This window comes from Bradyrhizobium daqingense (assembly GCF_021044685.1).
Lineage (GTDB): Bacteria > Pseudomonadota > Alphaproteobacteria > Rhizobiales > Xanthobacteraceae > Bradyrhizobium > Bradyrhizobium daqingense.
The window spans coordinates 3,485,580-3,511,750 of record NZ_CP088014.1 but is presented as its reverse complement, the minus strand read 5'-3'; the positions used below and the strand labels follow the sequence as shown (position 1 = coordinate 3,511,750).

Sequence of the window (26,171 nt, the reverse complement as noted above, 5' to 3'; positions counted from 1 at the left end):
GCTCATGGTTACCACTGCTCGTCCTGGTCGGGCAATTCACCCCGGCAGGAGGGCAGGAAACGAATCACAATCAAAAACAAACAAGAGAGCGTGTGAGAGAATCCCCGGTCCGCTATTGGTCGAGTCCGAGGACCTCGCCGCTCTCGCGGTGTTCCTGGCCTCACCGATGGCGCGCTACATCACGGGCACGATGATCCCGGTGGACGGGGGCTTGCGGCGGATCAATTCCAGGCGCCGCCTCCTGATCTGAGCAGCCCATGAAGCGCATGCACGACCGGTTTGCCGGACGAACATGACGTCCGGCTTTCTGCTGCAGGAACGCGACATGGTCTGACAGAGGCATCCTGCGGCCGCCTTGCCGCGGGCCTCACGGCTTGACGTAGCTCCAGCCCTGTTCCTGCAGCTCCATGACGCGGACGACCCCGGACTTGACCACCGTCGCCTGGGCGATCAGGTTGATGTCCTTGTTCTCGGCCTTGCGCATGTTGTCTTGGGTGTTGCCGCAGGCCTTGAAGGAAATTTCGGGATTGCTCATCGCCAGCACCTCGATGCGCGGCTTCACCGGCGACGTGTCTTCGCGCAGCATGTGAAGGCCAGGGCCAAAGGTGACGACCTCGATCGACACCGGCTCACCGAGATCGCGGTAATATTGGGCGACGTTGGTGGCATTGTTGAGCGCGAGGTTCATCATCGCCGGCTCGTTGGAATTGACCTGCAGTACCAGCTGATGCGGCTTCTTGGCGATCCCCGGGTTCGTCGCCTGAGCCATCGCCGCCCTGCTCGCAAGGTCCTGCTTGCTCGTGTGCTTCTGCGCCGGCTTGATCGTCTGCTTCGGTCTAGCGGAATGCTTCTGGCTGCTGGTTTGACTTTTCTCGCTCGCCTGCGGGAACAACTGGTTGCCCTGCTGCGCCAGCGCGTTTGGTCCGACCAGAATCAGCATCGCCACGCCGCTGACGACTGCTATCGCCGACTTTTGCTTGATCATCTTGTCTCTCCCTGTTCCATGACATCACCTTGCCGGTCTGACGACGCTATGTGGCCACTTGCATGCAACCGCCATTTTCTTGCGCACATTCTCGAATCCGCTGAGCAGGAATTGTCCGCCATGTTCCGGGCCGGTGCGGGCGAAAAGGCGCACGACGATGTGACCATCGTCGGGTAGCGAGCTTAGCAACTTTACGACGTCGCCCCCGAAAGCGACGCCGGAGCCGAATGACGGCGAGGCTGCTGCAAGTTGCATTGGCGTATCCGCATTCAGCCGAAAGGAGATGACGTATTCGTTGGCGCTGCGCGACAGCGCCGGTCCGGCGACTATGACTTCCGTGCGGCCTTTGCGGCAGTGGATTGCGAGTTGCATTGCGGTGCCGTCCGAGCCGCTTACAGAAGACGTCGTGGCGGTGACGACCGGCAGATAATCTACTGGCGAGGTCGTCTCGCTGACGATCCAGCTATTGTCCGACGTCCGCCGGCCAGACGGTGGGTTCTTACGTGGTAAGTCTTTCGGACATTCCAGTCGGGCTGGTCCCTCCACGCCCGAACAGGCCCGGAGCGATTCCATGGGATCGTTCGCGCTTTGCGCATAGGCGATTCCGCAGGCGACATTGAAGGCAACCGCGAGCGGAGAGGCCGCAGTCCTCATGGACGAGCCTGCGCGCTGCGCGCCTTGCCATCCAGCCATTCCTGTGCCGCCTGGAAGCGGGTGAGACCGGGGACGGTTGCGGCGAGGTTGATCGACTGCCACTTCGGATCAAAGCCTGGCGCCTGGAGCCGGTCGATCCGCGCGAACAGGTAATCGACAAGGCGCGCCACGCGCTGATAGCGGTTCGAACGTTGCGGCCAGTTGAACGCGACCAGAGCTGTCGGGACCGCGATGGTCGAGACCCGCTCACCCTGCTTGATCAGGTTGGGGTATTCCTTGGCGTCCAATGTCGCGGGCAGATAATAATCCTCGAACCTCCTATCGTAATGGACTGGGAGGAACTTGAATCCGGTCTCCCAGCGGCCGCGCACAAAGGGGTCGACGGGTTTCGACGTGATGAATACGACGGCCGACATTTCGCCCTTGCGCATCTGTTCCAGGGCAAGCTGATGCGGAATGAAGGTTTTTTCGACATCGATGCCAAGGCGGCTGAAGATCAGCGGACCTGAGTAGGCGGCGGCGGTACCCTGGGTATTGAAGTTCACCTTCTTGCCGGCAAGGTCCTGCAGGCTTGTGATCTCAGGCCGCACGAAGATGTGCAGCTCGGACGGAAAGAGATTGAGCAGGTAGGTGATCCGACTTTGGATCTGCGGAACCTGGATCTTGTACTCTTCGAGTGCGTCGGAATTGATGATCGCGGTATCGACCCCCCGCAAATATAGCAGCGCGTTCAGGTTGTCGGTGGCCCCCCGCGTGACGATCGGCAGAAGATGCAGATCTGCTCCGTCGTCAACGACGCGGGCCATTTCCGCGGCGAGGCGGATCGGTGCGCCCTCGAGCAGTCCCCCGGCGAGCCCGATGGTCCAGGCATTCATCCGGCTCTTTTCGCGCTCCTGCGGGAGAGGCTGTCGAACGACCCCCGTATCGGCTTTGGCGTTCCTCGCGGTCTGAGCTTCCAGGCGAGCTGTCTGAAGCATCATGGCGACCGGCACCAGGCCGGCGAGCAGCAGCAACGAGAGTGACTTTGGCACCTTGTTCATGTCATCCCCTTCTGGATAGCCAGCACAACCCTTGGGACGGCCAAACATCCGATCTCAGCGATGCAGTGCATCGAGCCGTTCCTTGGCTTCGCGAATTCCGCCTCTTTGCGCCTTGGCATAGAGCTCTCGCGCCTTGGCTTCTTCGCCCCGCGTTCCATAGGTCCCCCAGGCGGACAAAACGGCGGGGTCATATGTCTCCGCGAGCATGAAGCTTGCCTGCGCAACGTCCTTCTCGGCCGCGAGCTCGAGTACGATCCGCGCAGCTCCAATATTTCCCTGATCGAGCAACGCCTTGGCGCGCGGGATCAATCGGGCTTCCGCCTCGATCTGATTTGCTGAGGGCAGCGGCTCCGCCGCGGTCGCGTCCATGGGCTGCGGCCGGGGTGAGATCGGGCCCAGGCTTGTTTGCTCCATCAGGAGGCGGACACTGGCAAGGCTCCATGCCGATGCGAGGGCGCGTTCCCGAGCTTCGATCCGTTCCCGTTGCAGTGTCTGCCGCAGTTCAACAAGCTCCCGGTTCGTCGCCTCTTTCTGCTGCGAGGCCTCATCGCTCGCCTCACGCAAGCGCTCGTTCCAGGTCTCGGCCTTGCGGCGCGCTTCGGTAAGCTCCTGCGCCAGCGAGGCCGCATATGCGTGGGCCTCTTCGAGAGCGTGGCGTTGTCGTTCGGCATTGGCCGCTGCGACTTGCGCTGCCTTGGCCTCGGCGACGAGCTCGGCGTTCTTCTGCCGCGCATCTTGCAAGGATTGCCGCAGCTCCGCGATTTCCCGCTCCGCCGCCTCGCTTTGATCCGCGGCCGCAGCTTCCGATCTGCGCGGTCTTCCCGCGAGTTCGCTCGCGAGCGCGGCAGCACGTGATTGCGTCTCGCGGCGTTGCTCCTCGGCGCTCTCAGCCGCGGCCTGCGCGGCGTTCGCCTGCCTCACGAGGACGGTGTTCCTTTGCCGCTCATGCTGCAGCGACTGCTGAAGCTCTGCGATCTCCCCCGCGGCCGCATCTCGCTGCTGCGCGGCCGCATCGTCCGCCTTGCGCGATTGTGCGATACGGTTGTCGATCTCGCCCCGGGCTGCGGCAAGGTCGTTCGCGAGCTGGACCCCGCGGGTCTGCTCCTGTTGGAGGGATTTTTGCAACTCCTCCAGGGCGGCTTCCGCCGTGTGCGTGCGCTGGACGGCTTCTTCGAGCTCTCTGCGCGCCGCGGCCAACTCATTGGCGAGTGCTTCACTGCGCGGAGCGCCTTCGTCCAGCCGCTGCGCGGCTCGCACCACGCTGGCTGGCTCCTCCTCCATCGAGGACCCTGGAGAGTCGCGTCGAAGGAGTGCTGGCGATCCGATCGTGACGTCCGACTGCTGATCTTGGTTAAAGATGCTCTCGACGCCGGCGCGCGCCGTTTCCGGAAAAGGTCGCGCGTCGAATGGTCCGAACACGCCGAGCAGGGAAGCCCCAACAAGGATGGAGGGGATCAGAATGGCAGCCGCCACGAATGCACGGCCCGATCGCTCATCCTCCGGCTCGACATCCTCGATTGCCAGATACCAATGGGTGGGAGCGCCGTTGATTGGAGAGCCGTCCTGCCATACCCATTTGCCCGCCTCGAGTGACCAGTGGCCGACCTCGACAGCACCGGTCGCATCTTCCAGCCAGATGTCTTCTCCATTCTTCGGTGCAGTATCAATTGGTCGGCGCATGTATCACGCCTCTGCTGATAGCAACCCCAATGGAACTGATGGCCCAGCCTGTTCGCATGGTTTCAGTCCTCGACGAGAACACGCACAAATCGAAACGAGGTAAGCGCCCGCGAGCGCCGGCTATTTAAATTATTTATTTAATTTAAAATTAATATGATTAACCATCTGCAAAGTCAAATTAAATCATGCTTTGCGGCACCGCCGGCTGGCGGCATCGCCCCGAAGTCTGACCGCACCAACCGGACGCGCAGATTGGCATGAGCGCTCGGAGGACGGCATAGGGCTGGCCGCTCCTTTGCTCATTCCCATCCCTCAGCCGACGGGCGAGCGAACGTCATCCCTGGCCCGCCGGCGGGACGACATACAGCGTCAGCGCAAAGACCGCATAGATGAAGATCATCAGCGCACCGACGAACCATGCCGAACGTCCGCTCGCGGTGATGAAGGCCGACGTGACGGTCGCGATCATCATCATCGTGACAGCGCCCGGCCAGAACTGAAGGTCCATCGGCTTCGGCCCCACGACATAGCTGAGCAGCACCAGCGCAGGCGCAACGAACAGCGCGATTTGCGAGGCGCTGCCGAGCGCAATGCTGACGCTCATGTCGAGCCGGTTCTTGCGCGCGGCGGCAAAGGCAACCGCGAACTCGGCGGCGGCGCCGACCAGCGAGACGACGATGAAGCCGACGAAGGCCGGGCTCATCCCGAACGTTTCCGCCGCCTTCTGCACCGATTCCACGAAGATCTCGCTCACCAGCGCGACCAGCACGGTGAGACCCAGCAATGTCCCGACCGCGATTCCGATCGGCCAGTGCGCTTCCTCGTCGCGGCCATGGTCGGCGCCTGCAAACAGCTCCTTGTGGGTCCGGAGCGAGAACAGCAGACCAAGCCCGTATGCGATGATCAGCAGGACTGAAATGCCGACGCTGAGCTTGTGAATGACGGCCCCGTCCTGAGGCAAATGGTCGAGATCGGCGACCGCCGACGGCGCAAGCAGGGCGACGGTTGCCATCAGCAACAAGCCGGACGAAAGCCGCGCGCCGGCGCGATTGTACTCCTGGACGTGGTAGCGCAGGCCGCCGAGCAGAAGACAGGCCCCCAACATGAAAACCGCATTGGTGACGATCGCGCCCGCAATCGAAGCCTTCACCAGCATGTACTGACCTGCCCGCAGCGCCGTGATGGCGATGATCAGCTCCGTCAAATTGCCGAGCGTGGCATTGAGCAGGCCGCCCACGGCATCGCCGGTCTTCACGGCGACCGCCTCGGTGGCGTGGCTGAGCAGGGCGGCCAGCGGCACGATGGCGAGCACGGCCAGCACGAACAGGAGCGTGTGGGAATGCGGCACCACCGCCTCGGCCACCAGCACGATCGGCACGAAGACCAGCATCCAGAGCAAAGGGGTATTCCGGATCTCGCTGAACAGAGTCTGCATATTGGCCGGCCCTCGATCGATGCGCTGATGGAAGGGTCTGGCGCGTTCGCGGCGCGAGTCTTGATCTGGCTCAACGAGAGAGGGCTAGAGGCCATGTTGAGGCGGCGCTACCAAACCGAGTGGTGCGCGGGTCATTGGCCGAAGCGTGCGGGCGCGCACCTCTCCTATTCTTTGGGAACATGGGCCCGATCCCGTCGTTGCTCCCGCTCCACTGGAGGAGACTTCATGCCCAAGACATCGCTCGCCGAGGTCGCAAAAGACATGGCCGGCATCGACATCGCCATTCTGTCGACCCACACCGAAAACGGCGAGATCGCCAATCGTCCCATGAGCAACAACGGCGACGTCGCCTACGACGGCACCTCGTACTATTTCACCTACGAACAGGCGCGGACGGTATCGGATATCGAGCGCAACCCGAAAGTAGCGCTCGGATTTTCATCGGAAGCGGGACTGTTCTCGATGGGGATTTACGTGGCCGTTGAAGGGACTGCCGAACTGATCCGGGACAAGGCGGCCTTCCAGCAGCATTGGACGAGCGATCTCGACAAATGGTTTGACGACGGCATCGATACGCCGGGCATCGTCCTAATCAGGGTCAAGGCCAACCGCATAACCTATTGGAAAGGCCGTGAAGAGGGTGAGGTCGAGCTCTGATCGGACAGGATCGTGAGGCGTTTTCTTGACTGGTTCTTCCGGAACCCCGAAACAGGCGCCATCACGATCGCTCGGTGGCCAAATCTCGTTCTATGGATCGTGATCGTCGCGGCCGTTCTGCTTTGGCTCTGGCCCGCGGGCAAGGCCGGCATCGGCTTGACGATCGTCGTGAAGGGCGGACTCATCATCTGGGGCGCCGACGAGATCCTTCGTGGCGTCAATCCCTGGCGGCGCTGTCTCGGCGCTGCCGTAATGCTCTATGTGCTTATGACGCTCATGCCGTGAAGGCGGCTATCCAGATCCTCCGTCACATAGCATCGTGCCAGTGTTTTGCCCGACGGGTCAACTTGACCGGGGTCGTTGATGTCTCCGCAAGGCGATTGGAAAAACCTTTATCGATCAAGGATTCGTCTACTGTGCATGGGGTTGTTTTCGCCCTTATGTTTGCTCCTCTTGAAAAAAAGCACTCGGGGGCACTCACCCTCCCGCCTTCGCGCATACACAGCATGCAAGCATATGCCTGTGGCAGAGGCGTTCGGCGTAGTACATGCCGAAAGCCCCTTCACGCGCGGACGCAATGACACCAAGGCAATGACAATCACGTTACCCGCCGCCACGCGCGAGCCCGATCCGACCATGTCCGACGGCCTGCCCACCGCGCAGCGGCGCTGGGCGATCGCCGCGATCTTCACGGCGCTCGCGATGGCCTCGCTCGACACTGCAATCGCCAACATCGCCCTGCCCGCCATTGCCGCCGACCTGCGTGTCACGCCGGAGCAGTCGGTCTGGGTCGTCAACGTCTACCAGATCGCGCTGGTGGCGACGCTGCTGCCACTCGGGGCGCTTGGCGAGATCGTCGGGCATCAGCGCATCTATCTCGGCGGCCTGATCCTGTTCACCATCGCCTCGCTGTTCTGCGCGGTGGCGTGGTCGCTGGACAGCCTGCTCGTCGCGCGCACGCTGCAGGGCCTGGGGGCGAGCGGCATCATGAGCGTCAACACGGCGCTGGTGCGCTTCGTCTATCCCGGGCGGATGCAGGGCCGCGGCTTCGGCCACAACGCGCTGGTGGTCGCGACCGCCTTCACATTCGGTCCCTCGATTGCGTCGGCGATTCTGGCGCTCGGCCCATGGCCGTGGCTGTTCGCCGTCAACATCCCGTTCGGGCTCGTCGCGATCGGCATCGGCTTTGCGATGCTGCCGAAGACCCCGCGCGCCGATCATGGTTTCGATTTCCTCGGCGCGCTGCTCGCTGCCGCCTGCCTTGGCCTGTTCATCACCGGCATCGGCAGTGCTGCGCACAATCTGTCGCCCGTCGTCGTCGGCATCGAGCTGATCTCGGCGCTCGTGCTCGGCTTCATCCTGATGCGCCGCCACGCCGGCCATCCGGCGCCGATGCTGCCGATCGACCTGTTCAGCCGGCCGATGTTCGCACTGTCGGCGGCGACTGCAGTCTGTTCCTTCGCAGTCCAAGGCCTCGCCTTCGTCTCGCTGCCGTTCTATTTCGAGGGCGTGCTCGGGCGCTCGCAGGTCGAGACCGGGTTCTTCATGACGCCGTGGCCGCTGGTGGTCGGCATCATGGCGCCGATCGCCGGACGCCTCTCCGATCGCTACCCGGTCGGCCTGCTCGGCGGCATCGGGCTCGTGCTGCTCGGCCTCGGCATGGCGCTGCTCGCGATGCTGCCGGCCAATCCCGCCATTGCCGACATCATCTGGCGCATGGTGATCTGCGGCATGGGGTTCGGCTTCTTCCAGGCGCCGAACATGAAGGCGGTGATGGGAAGCGCGCCGCCGCATCGCAGCGGCAGCGCCTCCGGCATCGTCGCCACCGCGCGCCTGACCGGCCAGACCACCGGCGCGGCGCTCGCCGCAGCCTGCTTCGCCTTCGCCGGCCATGAGGGCGCAACATTGGCACTGGCGCTCGGCGCAGGCTTCGCCGCGCTCGGCAGCGTGATGAGCTTCCTGCGGCTTACGGTGAAGTAGACGCAGCGCCTTCAGGCGGCCTTCACGGAGCCTTCTGCGTGATGGGGCGGCTCACCACGGACGCAGCATCGAGCGGCTCGCATGTGATCGTCCGTTGAAACCCCTTCCAGCCCGCGGTCTCGCTCAGCGGCACGAACGTGCTCCCTTGCGGCTTCAGCACGATCGGCTCCGACTTCAGACAGAGATCGGGAAATGCGATGCCATGGCCGGCGGCCTGGGTGAACCGCCCGACCAGCATCTGGGATGCTCGCAACCGCGTCGCCGGCGAGGCCCGCATGGTGCGCTCGGGATCGAACGCGCGGTAGCACGGCCAATCGGTACGGCCTGGCTCGAACTCGTAGACGATCCGGCATGCCGCTCCCGCCGATTTCACGAACGGCATATTCGAGGGGGCGGCAGCATCGCGCTCGAAAACCAGGGTCTGCAGCGCCAAAGCCTCCGTCGTCGCGGCGGATACCGGCTTGCCCGGATCGATCACGACGTCCCCACGCGAGAACACCAGCTTGGTCCTGGGTCGTGCGTCCCGGGTCTCCAGCACCAGCATCGGCCTCTGCGCCCAGGAGCGATCCAGCTCCACTTCGCCGTTGCTCATCATCAGTGGCACATTGCCGACGGAGGGATTGTCCTTGGCGAAATCGACCATGCGAAGGTGCACGCTCGTCTTCGTCGCCTCGAGGCTCAGGAATCGCAAATCGTCCACCTTGCGCGTGATCGGCATCATCGGGTCGAAGCGATCGTCGATGTCGAAGCGGACGATCTTCTTCAGCTTGGCCGAGAGAGGCTCGCGATCGACGGGCGGCGGTGCAACGTCGATCACCAGCAGGGCGCCGTCGGGCGAATAGGTATTGCCGAAGGCCCGCTGCCAGGCTGCCATCAGCCGCGAGTCCGTCCGCTGCGCGATGTCCCGCGCGAAATAGATCTGCTGTCCGGGACGAACCAGCGGAAAGTTCTGAAATGCACCGAGCCCTGCGCCATCGCGGACCTCCGCTTCAGGGAAGGTGACGCATTTGGACCGATCGTCATCGCTGGCCCCCTCGACCTTCCGGGATGCAGAGCGCGAACAGAAGCTCAGATGGTGCTCCCTGGTCTTCTGTGGGCTGATCGACGTCGCATAGATGACGTCAGGGCTCCCGGGCACTTCCATCGGAAGCGGAGCGCTCGCGAACATGTCGATCTCCACGCGGGTGAGCGATGGCCCCGCATCGACCGAACAGAGATCCCGGATAGGTGAAGTGTTGGTGAGGAGCCGTGCAGCATCGGCGCCGACGATGCAGGATACGCTGTTCTCCGGATTATTCCGGCTCATCCAGATCAGATGGTCCTTGCCTGCACCATCGACCAGGAGATGCGGCGCCGCGTGCCGGCGGCGCGGCGGCAACCAGACCGGCATGGTTTCGGTCAGCATGGGCACACGCCTGAGCAGCACGTCAGGCAGGCGCGTCACGCCGACCGAACGCAATTCGGCGCTGACGGCATTGGGATCGGTGGTCCACTCGAGAACGGGAACATTCGCACAGGTGATGCAGGTCACCGCAAGATTGGAGCGAAGGTTCTCGAACATGAGAATGACCTGATCGGGGTCATTGGCGTATTTGGCAGGGAGCGCCGCCTTGAAGGGATGACTGACGACGCGGCTGACCTGAAAGCCGTTGGACCGTGACGGGTCGGAATCGAATTCGAAATGGGTCGATCGATCCCAGCCGCGATAGGCGTCGTACCCTCCGAGGCTCACACCGGCCAGAACCAACTTGGAGTCGGACTGACAGCGCGCCGCGCCGCCGTCCTGACTGCCATTGCGGATGTAGACGCAGAGCCGAAAAGCCGCGTTCTGCAGAATGCGATCGCAATCGTTCTGGTTATAGCCATAGGTCGCAAGGCCATGGCGATAGCACAGGTCGTGGAAGACGCAGGCCTGCCTGAAGCGCTGCAGGACGAGATGGCGCTTCTGGCGGGAATTCCTCTCGCCGTCGAACAATATGTTGGCCCAGGGCGGCAGGCTGCAGTTCAAGCCTTCGCCGCTGCCGCCGACGGTGCTGACGACGTCCGGACCCGATTGAAACGCGGTGACGGTGGCAGGCATCTCTCCGTCGGTGATGTCCTCGACATTCTTGTAGATGGAATCGGTGATGAAGGAAGGCAGGTATGTGAGGACCAGCGCGATCAGGACAATCAATGCAATTGACCAGCGGATCACCTTCCCGACCATGGCTCACCCCCGCGAAAGCTAATCTGGCAATAGCATCAGTCGCAATGGCGCACGAACACGTTAGCAGCGCGGGTCAGTTGAAATACCCCGCGCGAAACTTTTCCGGGCGCCGAAATCACGGCAAGACCAGTGTTGCCTCGAGGAGGATCAGCTTGAGGTTGTCCGGCTGTCAAGCCGGGATCTCACACATGACATTCGGTCGCCGGCGCATCAAGACGCCGGCGGTCCTCATCGACTCTCGCGGATGTCAGGCCAGATGTCGCGCCTCGGCCGTAGCCGCAGCCACCACGGGATTTGGCACCTGCTCGTCCAGCGCCGCCAGGCGCTCATCGATGGCAGCGATGACCTTGCGCGAGAACGGGCCGAGATGCGCATAGGCCGCGATCATCTGCACGGCAATGCGCGCCGACGACGTGTCGCGCTTGGCGCAGTTCATGAAGGTCTGCCACAGCGGGCCACGCGCTTCGGGAAGCGCGGAGACGACACGGTGCACGGTTTCCATCGCGCCGAGCTTGGCGCGAATGTCCCCTTCGGCGAGCTCGTGACGCTGCCGCGAACGATCGAGCAGCGTCATCAGGCGGTCGACGCGTCCTGCATAGGCAGCCGGACTGTAGACGCGCTCCAGCACGCGCTTGTAGTCCGTCAGGATGTCGCGCAGCGGACGCACCGGATCGAAGTTGATCCCGGCCGTGCACTGATCGGCGCCGATGGTCGGCGCCACATCGTGACCCGGATGGAGCCGGCCTTCGCGCTCCAGGCGGCGCGTCAGCTGCGTGTTCGGCAAGGCATAGAGCAGTCCGACCATGGCGACGGGGATCGCCGCCTCCTCGATGAAGTCGATCATGGCATCGGCCATGGAGACCTTCTCGTTGTCGAAGCCGACGATGAAGCCCGCGGTGACCAGGATGCCGGCGGCGTAGATCTTGTGGATGCTCTCGGCGATGTTGCGCCGCGTGTTCTGCTTCTTCCGCATCGCGACCAGGGTCGCCGGATCCGGACTTTCGATGCCGACGAAGATGCCGAAGAAATTGGCCTGCCCCATCAGTTCCAAAAGCTCCGGATCGTCGGCGAGATTGACCGAAGCTTCGGTGGAGAATTCGAAGGGATAGCCGTGCGTCCGCTGCCATTCGGCGAGCTTGGGCAGGAACTGCCGCAGCGACTTCTTGTTGCCGATGAAATTGTCGTCGACGAAATCGAGATGGCCGCGATAGCCCATGTTGTAGAGCGTCTCGAGCTCCACGAACATCTGCTCGACCGTCTTGGTCCGCGGCACGCGTCCATAGAGCTCGATGATGTCGCAGAACTCGCAGGTGAACGGACAGCCGCGGGAATATTGCACGCCGAGATAGAGATAGTCGTCGAATTTGAGCAGGTCGAAGCGCGGCACCGGCGTCTTGGTGACGTCGGCCTGGAATTTCGGCGCGGTGAAGGTGCCGGACCGTGCGCCCCCCTCCCAGGCGGCGATGAAGTCGTCGATGACGCTCTCGGCCTCGCCGAGCACCCGGAAGTGGGCCCGCTCATAGAGGTGGGGGCTCGAGGTAGGATCGGGGCCGCCGACGACCACCGGCTTGCCGGCCGCGCGGCAGAGCTCGATCAGGCGCAGCGTATCGGCCTGTTGGGGCATCATTCCGCCGGTGAAGACGACATCGGCCCAGGCGAGATCGTCGTCGCCGAGAGGTGCCGTGTTGCAGTCGATCAGCCGGACCGTCCAGCTCTTGGGCAACATGGCGGCCACGGTGATCAGGCCCAGGGGGGCGGCCGGGCGCTTGACGCCCATCACCTTGCAGGATTCGCCAAAGGTCCAGAAGGACTCCGCTGAGAACAGCGGGTAGAGCATCAACACGTTGCAGGGGCTTGGCAAGTTCATGGAACTCCTGTTGGCGGCGGCGCAGTGTACCAAAGCGCCCGCGTCTTGCACCCCGGCAAACGGGACAAACTGTCGCCGCTTGCCGACGCCTCCGGCCCGGAACCAGCACCACGGCTGGACGTCGCTTTGAGCCGCGGATTGGCGCTCCTGGGGAGACAGCAACCCGAATCGATTGAGAAGGGATGAGGCAAAACATCGCCCGCGTCCATACCCTTACGCAGAGGCCCATGCATAACGGCCACCCCTCGGACTGTTGATTTGAACGGTTCCAATTCGCCCGACAGAGTGCGCCCCTGAGTTCAATCGGTGGATTGGGCCAATCAGGGGACTTGCGATGGCAAACCTAACAATCAACGGAAAAACCTACTCCCTCGACGTCGAGCCGGACACACCGCTGCTCTGGGCGATCCGCGAGAATGCCGGCCTGACCGGCACCAAATATGGTTGCGGCATTGCACAATGCGGCGCCTGCACGGTTCACATGGATGGCGTGGCGATGCGCTCCTGCGGCATCACAGTCAGCGAGGCCGAGGGCAAGAAGATCACCACGATCGAAGGGCTCGCAACGGGGGATTCGCTGCACAAGGTGCAGGAGGCCTGGATCGCCCAGGATGTGCCGCAATGCGGCTACTGCCAGAGCGGAATGATCATGGCGGTGGCGGCGCTGCTGAACGAGAAGCCCAAGCCGACCGACGCCGACATCGACGAGGCCATCACCAATATCTGCCGCTGCGGCACCTTCGCACAGGTGCGCGAGGCGATCCACACGATCGCAAGCGCGTAAGGAGCGGCACATGAACAAGCACGTCTCTCCCAAGATGAACCGTCGTGCCTTTGTCATCGGCACGGCCGCGGTCGGTGCCGGCCTTGCCATCGGCCTCGACATCCCCTTCGGCGGCCCCGCCGTGGTCCGCGCCGCCGACGGCTCGCCCGAGATCGGCGCCTGGGTCGTGGTCAGGCCCGACGACAGCGTCGTGATCCGCATCGCCCGCTCCGAGATGGGCCAGGGCTCGCTCACCGGCCTCGCCCAGCTCGTCGCCGAAGAGCTCGAATGCGACTGGACCAAGGTCACCACCGAATACCCGACCCCCGGTCAGAGCGTCGCCCGCAAGCGCGTCTGGGGCGATTTCTCGACCGGCGGCAGCCGCGGCATCCGCTCATCGCAGGACTATGTCCGCAAAGGCGGCGCCACCGCGCGCGTGATGCTGATCCAGGCCGCCGCCGATGCTTGGAAAGTGCCGGCATCCGAATGCACGGTGACGAACAGCGTCATCACCCATATGCCGTCGGGCAGGACCACGACCTACGGCAAGGTCGCCGAGGCCGCGGCCAAGCTGACGCCGCCGGCGGACGTCAAGCTGAAAGATCCCAAGGACTGGAAGCTGATCGGCAAGGGCGTGAAGCGGCTCGACACCGTCGACAAGACCACCGGCGCCATGATCTACGGCGCCGACGTGAAGCTGCCGGGCATGCTGAACGCCGCGATCAAGGACTGTACGGTGTTCGGCGGCAAGTTGAAGAGCTTCGACGAAACCAAGATCACCGGCATGAAGGGCGTCAAGAAGGTCGTCAAGGTCGGCGACACCGCGGTCGCGGTGGTCGCCGACACCTGGTGGCACGCCAAGACCGCGCTGGAGGCGCTGCCGATCGTCTGGGACGAAGGCGACAACGCCAAGGTCTCCAGCGAGTCGATCGCGAAATGGCTGGCCGAAGGCCTCGACAATTCGCAGCCGGCCTATGTCGGCAACAAGAACGGCGACGCCAAGGCCGCGATCGCCGGCGCCGCCAAGAAGTTCGAGGCCGTCTACAGCTATCCCTACCAGAACCACGCCACCATGGAGCCGATGAACGCCACCGCGCTCTACACGGCGGACAAATGCGAGGTGTGGTGCGGCACGCAGAATGGCGAGGCGGCGTTCGCGGCGGTGCTGGAGGCTTCGGGCCTGCCGCCGGAGAAGTGCGACGTGCACAAGGTGATGCTCGGGGGCGGCTTCGGCCGGCGCGGCCAGACCGACTATGTCCGTCAGGCCGTTATCATCGCCAAGCAGATGCCGGGCACGCCGATCAAGCTGTTGTGGTCGCGCGAAGAGGACATGGCACACGGCCGGTATCACCCAATCACCCAGTGCAAGATGACCGGCGCCTTCGATGCCAACAACAACCTGATCGCGTTGCATTATCGCCTGTCCGGGCAATCGATCCTGTTCTCGCTGCGCCCCGAGGCACTCCAGAACGGCATGGATCCAGCGGCATTCCAGGGCGTCGCCCAATCCGGCGAGGCCGCGTTCGGCTATTCGGTGCCGAACCTGCTGGTCGAGCATGCGATGCGCAACCCGCACGTTCCGCCCGGCTTCTGGCGCGGCGTCAACGTCAATCACAATGCGATCTACATGGAATGCTTCATGGACGAGCTGGCCCAGGCCGCAGGCCAGGACCCGCTCGAATTCCGCCGCAAGCTGATGGGTAATCACCCCAAGCACCTGGCCGTGCTCAATGCCGTCGCCGAGAAGATCGGATGGACCACGCCGGCGCCGCAGGGAATCTATCGCGGCATCGCGCAAGTCATGGGCTATGGCAGCTATGTCGCCGGCGCCGCCGAGATCTCGGTGACCGACGGCAGCAAGATCAAGGTGCACCGCATCGTCGCCTCCACCGATCCCGGCTACGTGGTCAATCCGGCGCAGGTGGAGCGGCAGGTTGCCGGCTCCTTCGTGTACGGCCTCTCCGCCCTGTTCTACGGCGGCTGCACCGTCAAGGACGGCAAGATCGAGCAGACCAACTTCGACACCTATAACTCGATGCGCATCAGCGAGATGCCGAAGGTCGAGACGGTGATGGTGCCGAGCGGCGGGTTCTGGGGCGGCGTCGGCGAGCCGACCATCGGCGTCGCGGCGCCGGCGGTGCTCAACGCGTACTTCGCAGCGACAGGCAAGCGCATCCGCTCGGTGCCGCTGCGCGACCAGAACATCACCTTTGCGTAGAGCATGATCCGGAAAAGTGTGAAGCGGTTTTCCGAAAAGATCATGATCGAACAACAACTCGCGGCGGCCTCAACGGCCGCCGCGGCATTTTTCCGGATGACATGCATGAATGCGCCGGTGACGCGGCGGAATACCGTCCTCGGCATCACCGCCGCGGCCACATTGCTCGCCGCACCTTCGATCCTGCGTGCGCAATCGGCTAGCCGCGTCGTCGTGGTCGGCGGCGGCTTCGGCGGCGCGGCCTGCGCCCGCGCGCTCAGGCGCGCCGATGCGAAACTGCAGGTCACCCTGATCGAGCCGAACAAGACCTTCATCGCCTGCCCCTTCAGCAACGAGGTGATCGCAGGCCTGCGCGCAATGGAGGCGCAACGGTTCAGTTACGACAAGCTCGCCGCCGAGGGCATCAGAATCGTCCCTCAGGCCGCGACCAGCATCGACACGCAAAAGCATAGCGTGACGACAACTGACGGTGCCGCGTTCGGTTACGACCGTCTCGTGCTCTCGCCCGGCATCGACTTTCACTTTGAAGCCCTGCCCGGCTATGACGACGCCGCATCGGAAAAGATGCCGCACGCCTGGAAGGCCGGCGAACAGACTCTGTTGCTGCGCAGACAGCTGGAGGCGATGACGGATGGCGGCACGGTCGCCATCGCCATTCCGGCCAATCCCTCGCGCTGCCCGCCCGCGCCTTACGAACGCGCCGGCCTGATTGCGCATTATCTCAAGGCCAACAAGCCGCGCTCGAAGGTCCTGATCCTCGATGCCAAGGACACTTACTCGCAGCAGCGGCTGTTCGAAAAGGCCTGGAAGGACCTCTACGGCGAGATGATCGAACGCGTGGCGCTGTCGCAAGGCGGCCGCGTCACCTCGGTCGATCCCGCAACCAAAACCATCATCACCGAATTCGGCAACTACACGCCTGATGTCGCCAACGTCATCCCGCCCCAGCGCGCCGGGCGCATCGCCGAAGTCGCAGGCGCTACGGACGCGACCGGCTGGTGCCCGATCGATCCCGTCACCTTCGAATCGAAGCTCGTCAAGAACGTCCATGTCATCGGCGATGCGTGCCTCGGCGGCGGCATTCCCAAATCGGCCTCCGCTGCAGGTGCGCAAGGCAAGGCCTGCGCCGCCGCGATCGTCGCTTTGCTCGCGGGGCGCGCGCCTGAAGCGCCCCGGCTAACAGGCGTCTGCTACAACGTCGTCGCGCCCGGCTACGGCTTTTCGCTTGTCGGCAACTATCAGCCGAAGGGCGACATCTTCGCCGAGATCGAAGACGGCGCGACCAGCCCGGTCGATGCGCCACGCGAGCTGCGGGCCCGCGAGGCGGCGGAGGCGGAGCGCTGGTTTGAAACGATCACGGCGGACACGTTTGGCTAGATCATGATGAGACGAAGCCACCGCCAAGACCACAGTGCGCCCCCTCCCCCGCCTGCGGGGGAGGGTTGGGGAGAGGGCGTCTCCCCTCGCGAGAACCCCCAAGACGAGCGAGCCCTCACCCGCCGCTTCGCGACGACCTCTCCCCCAAGCGGGAGAGGTAAGCGGAGTTCGCGGCGACCTCCGTCATCCTCCCCGACATTTGCGATTGCCGCATTCATCGTAATGGGCCTCGCCAGCGCTGCGCGCGCAAACGACCTCATGCCCTACAAGATCGTCGACGACGGCATTCCCGCTTCCCTCACCGGCTCGTCCGGTGATGCCATGCGCGGGCGCGCGCTGGTGCTGGCGCGTACGACGACCTGCATCCTCTGCCATTCCGGTCCCTTCCCGGAAACCCGGTTCCAAGGCGATCTCGCGCCCGACCTAACCGGCGCCGGGAACCGGTGGTCGGTGAGCCAGTTGCGGCTTCGACTGGTCGATGCCTCCAGGTTCAATCCAGAGACCATCATGCCGTCCTATTATCGCAACGAAGGCCTCGTGCGCGTCGGGCGCAACTTCGTCGGCAAGCCGATCTTGTCGGCCGCGGAGATCGAGGACATCGTGGCTTATCTTGCAACGCTTCGGGACTAGGACTGCGCATGCCAACCACGCGACGACGATTCCTGAGCCTTGCCGGCGGCATGACGGCCGCCGGCGCGATCCCCATCGTCACGTTGCGGCCGGTCGAGGCGACGCCGGCCATGCTCACCGCCGCGATCCGCAACGTCGTCGGTGAAGCGCAATTGCGCACCGGCAAGGTCAAGCTCGACATTCCGCCACTGGTCGAAAACGGCAACACAGTGCCGATGACGGTCAGCGTTGCAAGTCCGATGACGGCGGACGACTACGTCAAGTCCATCCACATCTTCAACGAGAAGAACCCGCAGCCGAATATCGGCAATTTCCACCTCGGCCCCGCTGCCGGCCGCGCCCAGGTCTCGACCCGGATCCGCCTCGCGGACACCCAGAAGGTGGTCGCGATCGCGCGCCTGTCCGACGACACGTTCTGGCAGGTCGCCACTGAAGTTGTCGTAACGCTGGCGGCCTGCACCGAGGAAATGAACTGATGGCCGCGCTCATCAACGTTCCCGCCAAGGCCAAACGCGGCGAGATCATCGAGATCGGCACGCTGACCTCGCACATCATGGAGACGGGCTTCCGCCACACCGCGGATGGCAGGCTGGTGCCGCGCGACATCATCACGAGCTTCATTTGCCGCTACAATGGCGCCGAGATCTTTCGCGCCGATCTCTTTCCGGCGATCGCCGCAAATCCCTATCTGTCCTTCTTCACGGTGGCCAAGGAGAGCGGCAAGTTCGAATTCGAATGGGTCGGCGACAACGGCTATTCGTCCACCGCATCGGCATCGATCGTCGTCGAATGAGTTTTTGGCGCGCGATAGCGGCGGCAATAGTATTCGCCGCGGCCCCTGCCCTGCTTGCCGGCGAAATCGCGCCCGATGCACGCCGCTCCGGCTATTCCTTCATGGGCCCCAACACCCGCGCGATGCAGGACGACGACACGTCCAATCCGGGCATGCTGTTCGTGCTCGACGGCGAGGCGTTGTGGGGAAAGAAGATAGGTCGTGCGGAGAAGTCCTGCGCGGACTGCCATGGCGACGCCCGCGACAGCATGAAGGGCGTCGCCGCGCGCTATCCCGCCTTCGACAAGGCGCTGGCGCGTCCTGTCACGCTCGACCAGCGCGTCAATCTCTGCCGCGCCGATCACCAACAGGCGACGCCGCTATCTTACGAGAGCCGCGACCTCCTGGCGCTCTCCGCCTTCGTCGCCCACCAATCGCGCGGCATTCCCATCGCTGCCGGCGATGATCCCCAGCTGAAACCCTTCGTCGAGCAGGGGCGCGACCTGTTCATGCAGCGCGAGGGGCAGCTCAATCTTGCCTGCACCAATTGCCACGACGACAATTTCGACAGGCGCCTCGCCGGCGCGCCGATCACGCAGGGACAGCCGACCGGCTATCCGCTCTACCGGCTGGAATGGCAGACGCTGGGGTCGCTGGAGCGGCGGCTGCGCAGTTGCATGACCGGCGTGCGCGCCCAGGCCTATGATTACGGATCGCCCGAGCTCGTCGCGCTCGAGCTCTATCTGGTGTCGCGGGCGCGCGGGCTGCCGATTGAGACGCCGGCGGTGCGGCCTTAGGCGATCAGGCCTGGACCGGCCGTCTAACCCGTCGAAGTCTTCATCGCCTCCAGCACGGCGGCCGAGTCCGCGACCCAGCCGAAGATGCCGCCCTGGGCTTTGATCATCTTCAGGCCCATCTCGTGAAACTCGGGAAAGTAGGATGCGCAGCCGTCGGAAATCACGATGCAGCGATAGCCGCGGTCATTGGCCTCACGCACGGTGGTGTTGACGCAGACCTCGGTGGTGACGCCGCACACCAACAGGTTCTCGATGCCGTAGCTCTCCAGGACCTCGTCAAGCTCGGTGGCGTAGAACGCGCCCTTGCCCGGCTTGTCGATCACTGCTTCGCTGTCGAGCGGATAGAGTTCGGGAATGATGTCGTGGCCGGCCTCGCCGCGAATGAGGATGCGGCCCATCGGCCCGGGATCGCCGATGCGCAAGGATGGCGCGCCGCGCTCGATCTTCGCCGGCGGCGCATCGGAGAGATCGGGCAGATGGCCCTCGCGGGTGTGGATCACCAGCATGCCGGTATCGCGCGCAGCCTTCAGCACCGTGCCGATCGGCTTCACCGCGCGCGCGAGCTGGCTGACGTCGTTGCCCAGCGTCTCACCGAAACCGCCGGGCTCCATGAAGTCCCGCTGCATGTCGATGATGAGAAGAGCCGTGGCGAGCCAATCGAGCTTGATCGGCTCGGGCTCGGCGTTGATGACGCCCGGTGGTGGCTTGGTCGAGTTCGGCATGATGCCCCCGCGAGAAACTCTTCCGCAACTGTGCAAGCACCGTGCCATTCAAGGCGACGCTTTCCCATAAAGCTGGCGATACTCCTCCCCATACGGCGCGTACGAGTCCTTCAGCGTCGCCATGTTGAGCAGCATGGTGGCGACCAGCGCATTCGCCTTGTCGAATACGCGCGTCTTGGCCCAGGCGCTTTCGGTGCGGCGGCTGCCGGAGAGCGCGACCACCTCGCGCTCGATCTCATACTCCTCGTCGACGAAGAGTGGCCCCTTCACCAGCCTGATCTCCTGATCGACAAACAGGCCGACCGCCGGGCCCTTGGCCGGCAGCGGATCGTCCTTGGAGCGATACTGGAACAGCACGCTCAGCATCTCCATCGGGATGATGGGCCTGCGCCAGGGATTGTCGGCGCTCGAATAATACGGCGAGTTCTCGGTGATGACCGCGAGCTTCTGCCGCAGCGAAAACGGATAGAGGTCGCCCATGTTCTGGTCGAAGGCCATCCGGACCGACTGGCGCTTGCTGGTCTGGGCCACCTTCACGTCGCGCAAGATGACGGGATCAGCGAGCGGCTTGAGTTCGCCAAGGCGCGCTTCGAGCGCCGTCGCTGCGTGCGGCTCGCCGACCGAGGCCGTGCCGCGCAGCACCTCGGTGCCGTCGCGCTTGACCATCTGGATCTGGCACTGGCTTGTGGCAGGCAGCGGCTTCGACAGGACCGCCTGCACCTCCTCGCCTTCGTAACAGACGCTGCGGTAATGCGCGGAGAGGCACCCCGTCTCGAACCATACGCGCCCCCACAGCCGTTCACCGAGCGGCACAAACTGGCTGAAATGGGTCGGGCCCTCGATGGTGCCGCCCTTGAAGCCGAGCTTCTGCGCGGTGGCATCGTCATGGATCGAGGCATGCGCGTCATAGGTTTGCGCCTGCAGCATCTGGCGCGGCCGGCGCCACGGCCCGATCAAGGCCTCTGCCGTCTCCGTGATCTCGGTGTCGAATGCGTTTGCCATCTCGGTGCTCTCCACAGGCAGCCATGACTAGCAGGAGCGCCACGGATGCGGCCAGCGATATTGACTTCGCCGGTGCATGCTTTTGACTGTCACAATTCGCGTCGCGCAGCCGCAATCCCTTCCCGCAGCGCAAACCCCGAGAGCCAAGGACTTCCGACATGACGCTGATGCAGGTCGAGCTGGACGATAAATACCGGCTTGAATCGAAGCGGATATTCCTGTCCGGCACCCAGGCTTTGGTCCGACTGCCCATGTTGCAGCGCGAGCGCGACCGGCTCCAAGGACTCAACACCGGCGGCTTCGTCTCGGGCTATCGCGGCTCTCCGCTCGGCATGTATGACCACGCGTTGTGGCGCGCGAAGTCGCACCTCCAGCAGCACGACATCGCCTTCGTCCCCGGCCTCAACGAGGATCTGGCGGCCACCGCGGTGTGGGGCAGCCAGCAGGTCGGCCTGTTTCCCGGCGCCAAGGTCGACGGCGTGTTCGGCATCTGGTACGGCAAGGGGCCCGGCGTCGATCGCTCCGTCGATGCGCTCAAGCATGCCAATGCAGCCGGCACCTCGCGCAATGGCGGCGTGCTGGCGCTCGCCGGCGACGACCATGGTTGCCAATCCTCGACGCTGGCGCACCAGAGCGAGCAGGTGTTCGCGGCGGCGCTGATCCCCGTGATCAATCCCGCCACGCTCCAGGATTATCTCGACCTCGGCCTCTACGGCTTCGCGTTGTCGCGCTTCTCCGGTTGCTGGGTCGGCTTCAAGGCGATCAGCGAGACCGTCGAGAGCTCGGCCTCGATCTATAGCGACCCCGAACGTATCAAGATCGTGCTGCCCGATGATTTCGAGATGCCTCCTGGCGGCCTCAACATCCGCTGGCCGGATCCGCCGCTCGAAGCCGAGAGTCGCCTGTTCGGGCCGAAGATGGCCGCGGTGCAGGCCTTTGCCCGTGCCAACCAGCTCGACCGCATCGTGCTCGATTCAAAGCCTGCGCGGCTCGGCATCGTCGCCACCGGCAAGGCCTATCTCGACCTCCGCCAGGCATTGGCAGACCTGGGGATCACCGACAAGGACGCTCAGGACCTCGGCCTTCGCATCTACAAGGTCGCGATGACCTGGCCGCTGGAGGAAAGCGGCGCCAAGCGTTTCGCCGAGGGTCTTCAGGATGTGCTGGTGGTCGAGGAGAAGCGCGGCTTCATCGAAGACCAGCTGATGCGCATCCTCTACAACGTCGATGCCTCGAAGCGTCCGACCGTCACGGGCAAGCGCGACGAGCGCGGCGCGCCGCTCTTGCCGAGCGAGGGCGAGCTGACGCCGACCATCGTGGCGGGCGCGCTGGTGGCGCGCCTGCGCAATCTCGGCCATCACAGCCCGGTGCTGGAGCAACGCCTCGCCCGGCTTGAGGCCTTCGACAATCCCGTCACCACCAGTGCCCCGATCAAGCTCGCACGCACGCCGTTCTTCTGCTCGGGCTGCCCGCACAACACCTCGACCCGCGTGCCCGAGGGCAGCCGCGCCATGGCGGGCATCGGCTGCCACGGCATGGCGCTGAGCATGCCGACCCGCCGCACCGATCTGATCTCGCATATGGGCGCCGAGGGCGTGAACTGGATCGGCCAGTCGCCTTTCACCAGCGAGACGCACATCTTCCAGAATCTCGGCGACGGCACCTATACCCATTCCGGTCTTCTGGCGCTGCGCGCTGCGTCCGCCGCCGGCGTCAACATCACGTACAAGATCCTCTACAACGACGCCGTCGCCATGACTGGCGGCCAGCCGGCCGAGGGCGCCTTCAACGTCGCGCAGATCGCGCATCAGGTCTGGGCCGAAGGCGTCAAGCGGCTTGCGATCGTGTCGGACGATCCGAGCAAGTTCCCGCAAGGCAACTACTTCCCCCAAGGCGCCACCATCCATCACCGCCGCGAGCTCGATGCCGTGCAGCGCGAGCTGCGTGAGATCAAAGGCCTCACGGTGATCATCTACGACCAGACCTGCGCTGCGGAAAAGCGCCGCCGCCGCAAGCGCGGCCTCTATCCCGATCCCGCCAAGCGCGCCTTCATCAACGAGCTGGTCTGCGAAGGCTGCGGCGACTGCTCGCAGGCCTCGAACTGCGTCTCGGTGCAGCCGCTGGAGACCGAGTTCGGCCGCAAGCGCCAGATCGATCAGTCCAACTGCAACAAGGATTTTTCCTGCGTCGAGGGTTTTTGCCCGAGCTTCGTCACTGTGCATGGCGGCAGCCTGAAGCGCATGAAGACGTCGGCGGTGGATTCCGGCCAGCTCTTCGCTGACCTGCCGCTGCCGGCCGCGCGCGAGCTGGACGCCCCCTACAACATTCTCGTCACTGGCATCGGCGGCACCGGCGTCATCACCATCGGCGCCCTGCTCGGCATGGCCGCCCATGTCGACGGCCGCGGCTGCTCGGCGCTCGATTTCACCGGCCTGTCGCAGAAGAACGGCGCGGTGATGAGCCATGTCCGCATCGCCCCGAGGCCGGAGGATATCTCCGCGGTCCGCATCACCACCGGCGGCGCCGACGTCATTCTCGGCTGCGACATGATCGTCTCGGCAGGTCCCACCGCGCTCAGCCGCGCCGAGCGCGGCGTGACGAAAGCGTACATCAACGCCGATTTGCAACCGACGGCGAGCTTCGTGCAGAATCCCGATCTCGACTTCGAGATGGGCACGATGCAGACGGTGCTGCGCGACGCCGTCGGCGACAAGAACCTCGACATCATCGACGCCACCGGCATTGCCGCGGCGCTGATGGGCGACAGCATCGCTACCAATCCCTTCATGCTCGGCTTCGCTTTCCAGAAGGGCGCAATCCCGCTGTCGCTCGAAGCGCTGCTCCGTGCCATCGAGATCAACGGCGCCGCGATCGAGATGAACAAGCTCGCCTTCACCTGGGGTCGCCTCGCCGCCCACGACATGTCGCGGGTGCGCAGCGTGCTGCAGTTCAAGAACAGGGCATCTTCGCCGACGAAGTCGCTTGACGACATCATCGCGACGCGGGCGGAATTCCTGACCTCCTATCAGGACAAGGCTTACGCCGACCGCTATCTCGCGGCGGTCGCCAGGGTGCGGAAGGCAGAGAGCGTGGCTTCGTCGGCGTCCACGGAGCTGACCGAGGCCGTCGCGAAAAACCTGTTCAAGCTGATGTCCTACAAGGACGAATATGAAGTCGCGCGGCTCTATACCGACGGCAGCTTCGCCAAGAAGGCGTCGGAGAAGTTCGAAGGCGAGTTCACGCTGAAGTATCACCTCGCGCCACCGATCTTTGCAAAGCGCGACAAGGCGACGGGCCGGCTCCAGAAGCAGGAGTTCGGCGGCTGGATGATCCATGCCTTCCGCGTCCTCGCGAAGCTCAAATTCCTGCGCGGCAGCGCGTTCGATCCGTTCGGCCGCACCGAGGAGCGCCGGACCGAGCGCAAGCTGATCGAAGACTATCTCGGCATGATCGACCAGCAGATCGCCGGGCTGAAGGCAGATCAGATCCCGCTGCTGACGCGGCTTGCCCGCGTGCCGGAGACGATCCGCGGCTTCGGCCACGTCAAGGAAGCCAATATCAAGCTGGCGGTCGCCGAGACGGCGCGGCTGGAAGCGGAGCTTGAGAACAGCCGTTTCGCGGCCGCGGCGGAGTAGCAGCTAAGGACGCACACCTCTCTCCACGCGTCATTGCGAGGAGCCCTCGCGACGAAACAATCCAGACTGCCTTCGCGGCAAAGATTCTGGATTGCTTCCGCCTTCGCCAAGGCTTCGGCGGCCAAGTCGCTACGCTCGCAATGACGAGATCGTGTGTGCTCGCCACTCAGTACGGCTTAGCGCGCCGGCTTGCGCTCGACCGGGTCGATATCGATCGCCCGCAGGCGGCCGAGCCGCAACACGTCCATGGTCAGCCGCCGGCCGATGCGGTCGCGGTCGAGCACGCGGATCAGATCGTCGACGCCGTTGATCTCGATGCCGTCGAGCTTGATCACGACGTCGCCGGGCAGCAGCCCCGCCTTGGCCGCAGGTCCATCCGGCTCGATCTGCATCAATAGCGCGCCCATCTTGTTCTCGACCCCGGCCAGCACCGCATGCCGCCGCGGCACTGGCGCGGTCTGCCCGGCCACGCCGATATAGGCGCGGCGGACATAGCCGTGGCGGATGATCTCCGCCAGCACGAATTGCGCGGTGTTGCTGGCGACCGCAAAGCAGATGCCTTGCGCGCCGTTGATGATGGCGGTGTTGATGCCGATCACCTCGGCGTTCGACGACACCAACGGGCCGCCGGAATTGCCGGGATTGAGCGCAGCATCGGTCTGGATCACGTCCTCGATGGTCCGCCCGCTCACCGAGCGGATCGAGCGCCCGAGCGCCGAGACCACGCCGGCCGTCACGGTCGATTCGAAACCCAGCGGATTGCCGATCGCGATCACAAGCTGGCCGCGTCTTAGAGTCTTGGAATTGCCGAGTGCGGCGTACGGCAGATGACGCACGCCGTTGGCACGCAAGAGCGCAAGGTCGGTGTCGGGATCGACGCCGAGCACCTGGGCATCGCCGACATGGCCCTCGACGTCGCGCAGCCGTATCTCCCTGGAGGAGCCGACCACGTGGCTGTTGGTGAGAACGAGTCCATCCGGCGAGATCACGATGCCGGAGCCGAGCCCGCCGCGCTCGCGTCTATCAGGCACTTTCGGCCCGGTCTCGACGCGCACGACCGCAGGTCCAACGCGATCCGTCACGTCGATCACGGCATTGGAATAGGCGTCCAGCAGGGCCCGGTCATCGACCGGGGCAGACGCCGTCGTTCGCGATGACGCTGCGTCATCGGCGATATCTGAGGTGAAGTCCAGCATGGCAAGAGTCCTTGAAGGCTCACACAGATGGTGACCTGTTCCCTGCCGCACAAGATGTCCGCCTGGAGCGCAAGGCTGGAGTGCAGGGCTGGACTGCCCAGATGGCTAGGGCGCCCGCCTCAGCGAGCCGCCTCTTGCCTTGACCGGATCGAGCAGCGACCAGTCTCCGTCCGGGAGCACATGGCCTTTCGGGAATGGCGCGCGCAGCTCGATGCCGAGCGAGCCCAGCACGCGATCGTCGCGGTAATAGCATTGCAGCACGACGCGGACGAGCGTTACGGCAGCGGCGCCGCCGTTCTTGCGAAACTCCTGCGCCACCGCATCGCGCCTGGCGGCATCGAGCTCGGCGAGCGGCGCTCCGGCGAGCCGCGCCAGATGATCCAGCGCTGCCGCGACCAATTTGGTGTCGCGGCCGAGCGTTGCCAGCATGTCGGCCTGGATCGCGGGATCGTCGGCGCCCGGCACCTTGTACTCGTCGCTTGCGGGAATGATCATCGCGGCGATGGTGCGCAGGTCGTCGCGCTGCCTGGGTGTCAGTTGGTCGTCTGCGGACAT

Annotated in this window: 23 protein-coding genes; 12 read left to right on the top strand and 11 right to left on the bottom strand. The window is 64.3% G+C overall.

Annotated elements, in window-relative coordinates; genetic code table 11:
• Positions 1-4 precede the first annotated feature (4 nt).
• The gene (locus LPJ38_RS38300) at positions 5-250 is read left to right on the top strand and encodes an SDR family oxidoreductase (protein ID WP_145628205.1); all 246 of its coding nucleotides are present in this window, start codon (positions 5-7) and stop codon (positions 248-250) included.
• Between the two features lie 117 nt (positions 251-367).
• Here LPJ38_RS38300 and LPJ38_RS16785 read toward each other — a convergent pair whose 3' ends face one another.
• The 5 genes from LPJ38_RS16785 to cax all read right to left on the bottom strand — a co-directional run bounded on the left by LPJ38_RS16785 (position 368) and on the right by cax (position 5,794).
• Positions 368-985 carry a DsrE family protein gene (locus LPJ38_RS16785; protein WP_145628207.1) on the bottom strand — a complete coding sequence of 206 codons (618 nt, stop codon included), beginning with the start codon at positions 983-985 and terminating at the stop codon, positions 368-370.
• Positions 986-1,009: 24 nt separating this feature from the next.
• Entirely contained in the window at positions 1,010-1,639 is a 630-nt protein-coding gene (locus LPJ38_RS16780; protein WP_231088651.1) for a hypothetical protein, read from the bottom strand.
• A complete protein-coding gene (locus LPJ38_RS16775; protein ID WP_145628377.1) occupies positions 1,636-2,679 on the bottom strand; it encodes a TAXI family TRAP transporter solute-binding subunit in 1,044 nt (347 codons plus the stop codon). Before LPJ38_RS16775 ends, LPJ38_RS16780 begins: the two co-directional genes overlap by 4 nt.
• A 54-nt stretch (positions 2,680-2,733) precedes the next feature.
• Entirely contained in the window at positions 2,734-4,359 is a 1,626-nt protein-coding gene (locus LPJ38_RS16770) for a coiled-coil domain-containing protein (RefSeq protein WP_145628209.1), read from the bottom strand.
• Between the two features lie 334 nt (positions 4,360-4,693).
• Complete coding sequence (gene cax / locus LPJ38_RS16765; RefSeq protein ID WP_145628211.1) at positions 4,694-5,794, bottom strand: calcium/proton exchanger; 1,101 nt, start codon at positions 5,792-5,794, stop codon at positions 4,694-4,696.
• 225 nt (positions 5,795-6,019) lie between these two features.
• Between cax and LPJ38_RS16760 the strand changes: the two genes are divergently transcribed.
• The 3 genes from LPJ38_RS16760 (at position 6,020) to LPJ38_RS16750 (ending at position 8,431) form a co-directional block, all read left to right on the top strand.
• Positions 6,020-6,451: a pyridoxamine 5'-phosphate oxidase family protein gene (locus LPJ38_RS16760; RefSeq protein WP_145628213.1), complete on the top strand. Its 432-nt coding sequence runs from the start codon at positions 6,020-6,022 to the stop codon at positions 6,449-6,451.
• A gap of 12 nt (positions 6,452-6,463) precedes the next feature.
• The gene (locus tag LPJ38_RS16755) at positions 6,464-6,736 is read left to right on the top strand and encodes a hypothetical protein (protein ID WP_145628215.1); all 273 of its coding nucleotides are present in this window, start codon (positions 6,464-6,466) and stop codon (positions 6,734-6,736) included.
• A gap of 306 nt (positions 6,737-7,042) precedes the next feature.
• Positions 7,043-8,431, top strand: a complete 1,389-nt coding sequence (locus LPJ38_RS16750; protein WP_145628217.1) for an MFS transporter — start codon at positions 7,043-7,045, stop codon at positions 8,429-8,431.
• Positions 8,432-8,453: 22 nt separating this feature from the next.
• Here LPJ38_RS16750 and LPJ38_RS16745 read toward each other — a convergent pair whose 3' ends face one another.
• Both LPJ38_RS16745 and LPJ38_RS16740 read right to left on the bottom strand, forming a co-directional pair.
• A complete protein-coding gene (locus tag LPJ38_RS16745) occupies positions 8,454-10,637 on the bottom strand; it encodes a hypothetical protein (protein ID WP_145628219.1) in 2,184 nt (727 codons plus the stop codon).
• A gap of 247 nt (positions 10,638-10,884) precedes the next feature.
• A complete protein-coding gene (locus LPJ38_RS16740; RefSeq protein WP_145628221.1) occupies positions 10,885-12,504 on the bottom strand; it encodes a B12-binding domain-containing radical SAM protein in 1,620 nt (539 codons plus the stop codon).
• A gap of 334 nt (positions 12,505-12,838) precedes the next feature.
• Here LPJ38_RS16740 and LPJ38_RS16735 point away from each other — a divergent pair, with 334 nt between their 5' ends.
• From LPJ38_RS16735 to soxA, 7 genes are all read left to right on the top strand, one after another.
• Positions 12,839-13,288: a (2Fe-2S)-binding protein gene (locus LPJ38_RS16735; protein WP_145628222.1), complete on the top strand. Its 450-nt coding sequence runs from the start codon at positions 12,839-12,841 to the stop codon at positions 13,286-13,288.
• A gap of 10 nt (positions 13,289-13,298) precedes the next feature.
• Entirely contained in the window at positions 13,299-15,485 is a 2,187-nt protein-coding gene (locus tag LPJ38_RS16730) for a xanthine dehydrogenase family protein molybdopterin-binding subunit (protein ID WP_145628224.1), read from the top strand.
• Between the two features lie 105 nt (positions 15,486-15,590).
• Positions 15,591-16,862, top strand: coding sequence for an NAD(P)/FAD-dependent oxidoreductase (locus tag LPJ38_RS16725; protein ID WP_167520220.1), 1,272 nt, complete (start codon positions 15,591-15,593; stop codon positions 16,860-16,862).
• Between the two features lie 258 nt (positions 16,863-17,120).
• Positions 17,121-17,492 (top strand): sulfur oxidation c-type cytochrome SoxX, encoded by a 372-nt coding sequence (gene soxX / locus LPJ38_RS16720; RefSeq protein WP_231088650.1) that lies wholly within the window; start codon positions 17,121-17,123, stop codon positions 17,490-17,492.
• Positions 17,493-17,500: 8 nt separating this feature from the next.
• Positions 17,501-17,968: a SoxY-related AACIE arm protein gene (locus tag LPJ38_RS16715; RefSeq protein ID WP_145628228.1), complete on the top strand. Its 468-nt coding sequence runs from the start codon at positions 17,501-17,503 to the stop codon at positions 17,966-17,968.
• Positions 17,968-18,285: a thiosulfate oxidation carrier complex protein SoxZ gene (soxZ, locus tag LPJ38_RS16710; RefSeq protein ID WP_145628230.1), complete on the top strand. Its 318-nt coding sequence runs from the start codon at positions 17,968-17,970 to the stop codon at positions 18,283-18,285. The genes LPJ38_RS16715 and soxZ overlap by 1 nt, the downstream gene beginning before the upstream one ends.
• Positions 18,282-19,061, top strand: a complete 780-nt coding sequence (soxA, locus tag LPJ38_RS16705; RefSeq protein WP_167520208.1) for a sulfur oxidation c-type cytochrome SoxA — start codon at positions 18,282-18,284, stop codon at positions 19,059-19,061. Before soxZ ends, soxA begins: the two co-directional genes overlap by 4 nt.
• A 23-nt stretch (positions 19,062-19,084) precedes the next feature.
• On the opposite strand, the gene LPJ38_RS16700 is transcribed toward soxA, so the two are convergent.
• Both LPJ38_RS16700 and LPJ38_RS16695 read right to left on the bottom strand, forming a co-directional pair.
• Entirely contained in the window at positions 19,085-19,783 is a 699-nt protein-coding gene (locus LPJ38_RS16700) for a cysteine hydrolase family protein (RefSeq protein WP_145628234.1), read from the bottom strand.
• Positions 19,784-19,831: 48 nt separating this feature from the next.
• Complete coding sequence (locus tag LPJ38_RS16695; protein WP_167520209.1) at positions 19,832-20,785, bottom strand: hypothetical protein; 954 nt, start codon at positions 20,783-20,785, stop codon at positions 19,832-19,834.
• 158 nt (positions 20,786-20,943) lie between these two features.
• Here LPJ38_RS16695 and LPJ38_RS16690 point away from each other — a divergent pair, with 158 nt between their 5' ends.
• Positions 20,944-24,420: an indolepyruvate ferredoxin oxidoreductase family protein gene (locus tag LPJ38_RS16690; protein ID WP_145628238.1), complete on the top strand. Its 3,477-nt coding sequence runs from the start codon at positions 20,944-20,946 to the stop codon at positions 24,418-24,420.
• A gap of 176 nt (positions 24,421-24,596) precedes the next feature.
• Here LPJ38_RS16690 and LPJ38_RS16685 read toward each other — a convergent pair whose 3' ends face one another.
• Positions 24,597-25,616 (bottom strand): S1C family serine protease, encoded by a 1,020-nt coding sequence (locus tag LPJ38_RS16685; protein WP_145628240.1) that lies wholly within the window; start codon positions 25,614-25,616, stop codon positions 24,597-24,599.
• A gap of 105 nt (positions 25,617-25,721) precedes the next feature.
• Positions 25,722-26,171, bottom strand: coding sequence for a gluconate 2-dehydrogenase subunit 3 family protein (locus LPJ38_RS16680; protein ID WP_145628242.1), 450 nt, complete (start codon positions 26,169-26,171; stop codon positions 25,722-25,724).